The 4,688-nt window shown below is 31.1% G+C and carries 3 protein-coding genes; 1 reads left to right on the top strand and 2 read right to left on the bottom strand.

All coding sequences use genetic code 11. The annotated features are described in order from the left end of the window. The first annotated feature begins 576 nt into the window (after nt 1-576). Nucleotides 577-2,382 carry a hypothetical protein gene (locus ACKI2P_RS10515; protein ID WP_407377409.1) on the top strand — a complete coding sequence of 602 codons (1,806 nt, stop codon included), beginning with the start codon at nt 577-579 and terminating at the stop codon, nt 2,380-2,382. Between the two features lie 227 nt (nt 2,383-2,609). Here the strand turns inward: ACKI2P_RS10515 and ACKI2P_RS10510 are convergent, their stop codons facing one another. After that, the gene (locus ACKI2P_RS10510; protein WP_407377408.1) at nt 2,610-2,837 is read right to left on the bottom strand and encodes a hypothetical protein; all 228 of its coding nucleotides are present in this window, start codon (nt 2,835-2,837) and stop codon (nt 2,610-2,612) included. 10 nt (nt 2,838-2,847) lie between these two features. Further along, nucleotides 2,848-3,657 (bottom strand): hypothetical protein, encoded by an 810-nt coding sequence (locus tag ACKI2P_RS10505; protein ID WP_407377406.1) that lies wholly within the window; start codon nt 3,655-3,657, stop codon nt 2,848-2,850. Between the last annotated feature and the right edge of the window lie 1,031 nt (nt 3,658-4,688).

The raw sequence follows: 4,688 nt of genomic DNA, 5'->3' as shown, positions 1-4,688 counted from the left end.
ATGAATACATAAAAGAAGAAGATGAATAACTTCTTGTTAATTATTTTTTTTAAATCAACACAGTGTGTAAACAATACCTAACTATTTTTTAACATTAATCATGGCATTAAAATAATTAATGGTAATGTCCACCAAATCAATAGCTACTTTTTAATTAATCATAATATTGAATCTGCATTAACATTAACGGCAATGTTTCCTGATTAGGAATTGGATTGTGCACTGCGATATATATGAAAGGGTTTTTGGAATGGAGTTTTGAATAGCTGAACCCAATCGTTAATGTGAAAATAAGATGTTATGTTTCCAATACCAATAGCTAATGGTCATTATAATCTATTTTTTTAAATTTATTATTTTGTTAATAAGTTATATACTATAATTAAATGACTGTCAAATTTAAACAGTTATTTTTAAATTACTGTTTATTTAAGTTGTATTTTTTAATGTAACATATTTTTAACTCTTATTTTTGATTATAACGGCTTTAAAAGTCTTTAATTTAAATACAACCTTTATTATAAATATAATTATCTTTTAATTAAAAATACGTAATTTTAATTTGAGGTTATTTAAATGAAATACAAAAAGCTAATGCTAGTGACATTTCTGTTACTGGCTATTTTAACAATAGGGGCTGTTAGTGCAGTTGAAGACACCAATGACACGATAACAGCAGACAATACTGAGGAGTTATCTCAAGACTTGGACGATGAGATAACTTCAATTGAGGAAACAGATTTACAGACTAAAGACATGGATGATAATGAATTAAGTGATCCGCAAAAGGCATCAACAAAAAACAATTCTACTGATGTAAGTGTAGGCTATGTAAATGGTACATTAATATTAACTGATATTGATACCGGAAATGTAGTTAGAAAAAACATTACTCTTACAGCAAATGTTAATTATACAAATCCTTTAAGTTATGATTTAAATGATACTATTAATGAAACTACAAAACAACTATTGAATATTGCTAAAATTGAATCCGGTGGAAAAGAAATCACCATCATAAATCAAAATATTTCAGATCCTATATTTAACAGGTTTGATAATAGGACATATACATGGATGGATTCAGATGACAGTGAAACTCCTTCAAGATATCTTTTAATTAGTGGAACTTATAGTGTAATAGTGTTAGTGAATGTAACAATTGAAGCACAATATGCAAGCAGTGACTGCATCATCAGTTTCAATGCAACAGGTGGTGAAGGCACAATAGCAAATACCAGTGTTGCAAACAATACCAACTACACACTGCCTGAATGTGGATTTACAAAAGAGTATCGTGTATTCTACGGATGGAATGTAGGGGATGCAATAAAGCAGCCTGGTGAAAACATCACAGTAACGGACAATATTATTATCAAGACTGTTTGGAAATATGATGCAGAACCATCAGCAGATGGAAAAGCAACAATAATAAATCATTCATTTGATTCAAGTGAAACGGATATGATTGGTATATTAATATTAACTGATGCTCGTACTGGTGAAGTAAGTGTAATAAACATTACTGTCGGTCCGGTAAAATCCACGTATACAAATCCTCCTGCTGTTCGTTCTAATTTAACTAATGATACAATTGATCAACTTTTAGCTATTGCTCAAATACAGGCCGGAAGTAATGAAGTTACAGTCAAAAATAAAACAGTTTCAAATTTCACAATTACTAGATATGATAATAGAACATATACATGGTTATCTCTTTATGAAGGTGCTGATGATATCATTCCTGAGTCAACTGATAAAAGATTTTTAATAATTGAAGGTACATATGGTGCAAACCAAACAGGTTCTGTTATACTTGAAGCTGAATACTCAAGTGATATTGTTAATGTAGCTAACGTTAAAGTGGTATTATCCAAAAATACTTTTACATATAATGCTAAAGTCCAAAAACCAACAGTTACTGTAATCAACGGTTTAATCCTTAAAGAAGGTGTTGACTATACTCTTGAATGGTCTACTGCTTCTCCTAAAAAAGCAGGAACATATACCATTACAGTTATTGGAACTGGTGCATACACTGGAACTACACAAGTGACCTTTAAGATTAACAAAGCTGCAAATCCTTTGAAAGTTAAAGCTAAAACTGTTAAAGTTAAATTCTCAAAACTTAAAAAGAAAGCACAGAAACTTAAGGTTACAAAAGTAGTCAAATTCACCAAGAAAGGCCAAGGAACATTAACCTACAAAAAAGTTAAAGGAAACAAGAAAATCACCATCAACAAAAAGAACGGTAAAGTCACAATCAAAAAAGGCCTTAAAAAAGGAACTTATAAAGTGAAAGTAAAAATCAAAGCTAAAGGAAATGCTAATTATAAAGCATCCGCTTTTAAAACAATCACTTTTAAAATTAAAATTAAATAAAGGGATTTAAACTCCCTTTTACACTATTTTTTTAAATTTTTATAACCATTAGAAATATGGAAATATTGGTTAATAAAATTATTAATATTCCTTTTCTTTTGATTTAATTAACTGACATTAACATTAACGACTCTATTTTCCAAATGTGAGTTAGTTTCCAACCTTGATATATATCAAAACAATTCGGAAATTAAGTTTTGAATAGCTGAACCCAATTGTTAATGTCATTATGGAAATTCACTTGCTATGTCATGATATTTATCACTAACAATAGCTACAAAGTCTTTTATTTCACCTGTGACTTCTAATGTATCTATGTCTATTTCTTTGAGATAACATATGCTGTTAATGTCTTCAGGGTCATCTGTTTCTGCAATACTATACCATCCCATTATCATTAATGGTTTATCTTTTGGGAATTTTTTTAATTCTTCAATAGCTTGTCCGCAATTCATTTTATCACCTTTAACTTGAGTATAAATCTGTAAATATCCATGATGGATCATATGCTATAACATTTCCGTCTTCACACCAGATAGATCTGACATTACCTGAAGTTGTATCTGCTACTGCTGCAGGGTCACGGTTGATCCAGTTTCCTGATGTGTGTTTGGAATGTCTCAGCCTTAATCTGATATGGCCAGTACCACTTACCCGACATTTGACGTGGACAAACTGCACGTCATAGCCTAAGCTTTTGGCAATGCGGTAATATACTTGTCCCCAGTCTACACAGTTGGAGCCTTTGCCTTTACTTGCGTCATTGATTGTTTGTTTATCTGTTTTTTGTGAATCGAAGTATTTGCTATATAATTTTTTATTTGCTATAATAGCTAAGGCCTCATCAATGGTATTGCCTTTATAATTGAAGGTTTTGATAAAGAAATTCATTGTAGTGTCTTTATAGTCCGGTAATGTTGATTTCCTATATACTATTGCAGGTAATCTTCCATTGGCCTTGATGTATGCTTCTGTCCTTATGGCCATGTCTACATATTCGGCTTTATCTATCTGAAGGCCGTTCTTTAATGTTACATAGTTTGGAAGGAAGTCTAAAGACGTATTGTCTTTAATGGCCGCCATTGTATACATTGCCACTAGCTTATTGGTTCCTAATTTCTTTGCTTTCTTTTCAACATCGGCACAGCTACCTTTCAGTTTGAGTATCTGGTAGTAATCCCGTTTCTTATATTTCTTTTTGTTCTGGATCAGCCAGTACGCAATTGAGTTCATGCCCTGGCAAAAGTAAGTCCAGCCTATACTATTACTTGACATATTATTTAATTTATATATTCAAGTATTATAATTTTTATATAATGTGTCCGTTTTGTGTAGTACATTATTTTATTATGCTGAATGTTAGTTTTTGTATTAGTTGGTCTATATGTTCTGACCATTTTTGCTATTGCAATTCTGTTGCAATTCCAGATGCAACTATTGCAATTTTGTTGCAACTCTATTGCAATCCAATTGCAACTCCCAAAATTTTCACCATGAAATCCGGAATCAGAGTTGCAATTATTGCAATTATTTTATTATTAGTTTGTTCAATATTTTTTAAAATATGCTATCTAAAATTGAACACTATAAAATTTAAGAAAGTTAAATTTAACGTCAAAGAGAAATTGCAATTTAGTTGCAATTTTCCATACATGAATTGCAATTTTGTTGCAATTTATTGCAATTTTGAAAATCCAAAAATGGAGAAATTGCAATTTTGACCCCATTTTCCTTGCACTTCCAGTTAAGGATTCGGGTGTTGCAATAGTTGCAATTTGTAATTATTACACATATGTATATAAATTCTTGTAGTACATGGCGAGTGGGCGAAACAGCTACCGGCATATCAGGATGTCTCTAGGTCATGATTTTGAACTTCCATGGTGGCATACCAAGGAAATGTATGTCTTACACTATAAGTAGTATAATACTTACACCTTCCTGCAAGCAAACGGCAAACCCCAAAAAACAGCAAATGGCCTTTTATTTTTTTTGTAAAGCCTAAATTTAAACACTATTCAACATCGTTCAAAAGTTGCAATTCTGAAAAGTGAGTTGCAATTCCAATTGCAATAGTTGCAATCCAGTTGCATTTGAGTTGCAATAAAATTGCAATTTGTTGCAATAGCTATAAAATATAGTTGTGATAAAAATATGCATGTTAAGGATTTGGAGTGAAAGTGATGGATGAAAAAACTCTTGAAAAAAAAGATTATTCCATTGGCCAGGAATTCGAAGTTAAGAAGAATACTGCCAATGCAAATAGGATAGGATTCAGCAATACTATTTTTGGAGTTGGAGAAAAA

This window comes from Methanobrevibacter sp. (assembly GCF_045541095.1).
Classification (GTDB): Archaea; Methanobacteriota; Methanobacteria; order Methanobacteriales; family Methanobacteriaceae; genus Methanocatella.
Note: the sequence above shows the minus strand (reverse complement) of the source record. Positions and strands in the feature narration are given on the sequence as shown.

Excerpts from the sequence above, each read along its gene's own strand:
- ACKI2P_RS10505 (WP_407377406.1), bottom strand. The coding sequence starts at position 3,657 with ATGTCAAGTAATAGTATAGGCTGGACTTACTTTTGCCAGGGCATGAAC.
- ACKI2P_RS10510 (WP_407377408.1), bottom strand. The coding sequence starts at position 2,837 with ATGAATTGCGGACAAGCTATTGAAGAATTAAAAAAATTCCCAAAAGAT.
- ACKI2P_RS10515 (WP_407377409.1), top strand. The coding sequence starts at position 577 with ATGAAATACAAAAAGCTAATGCTAGTGACATTTCTGTTACTGGCTATT.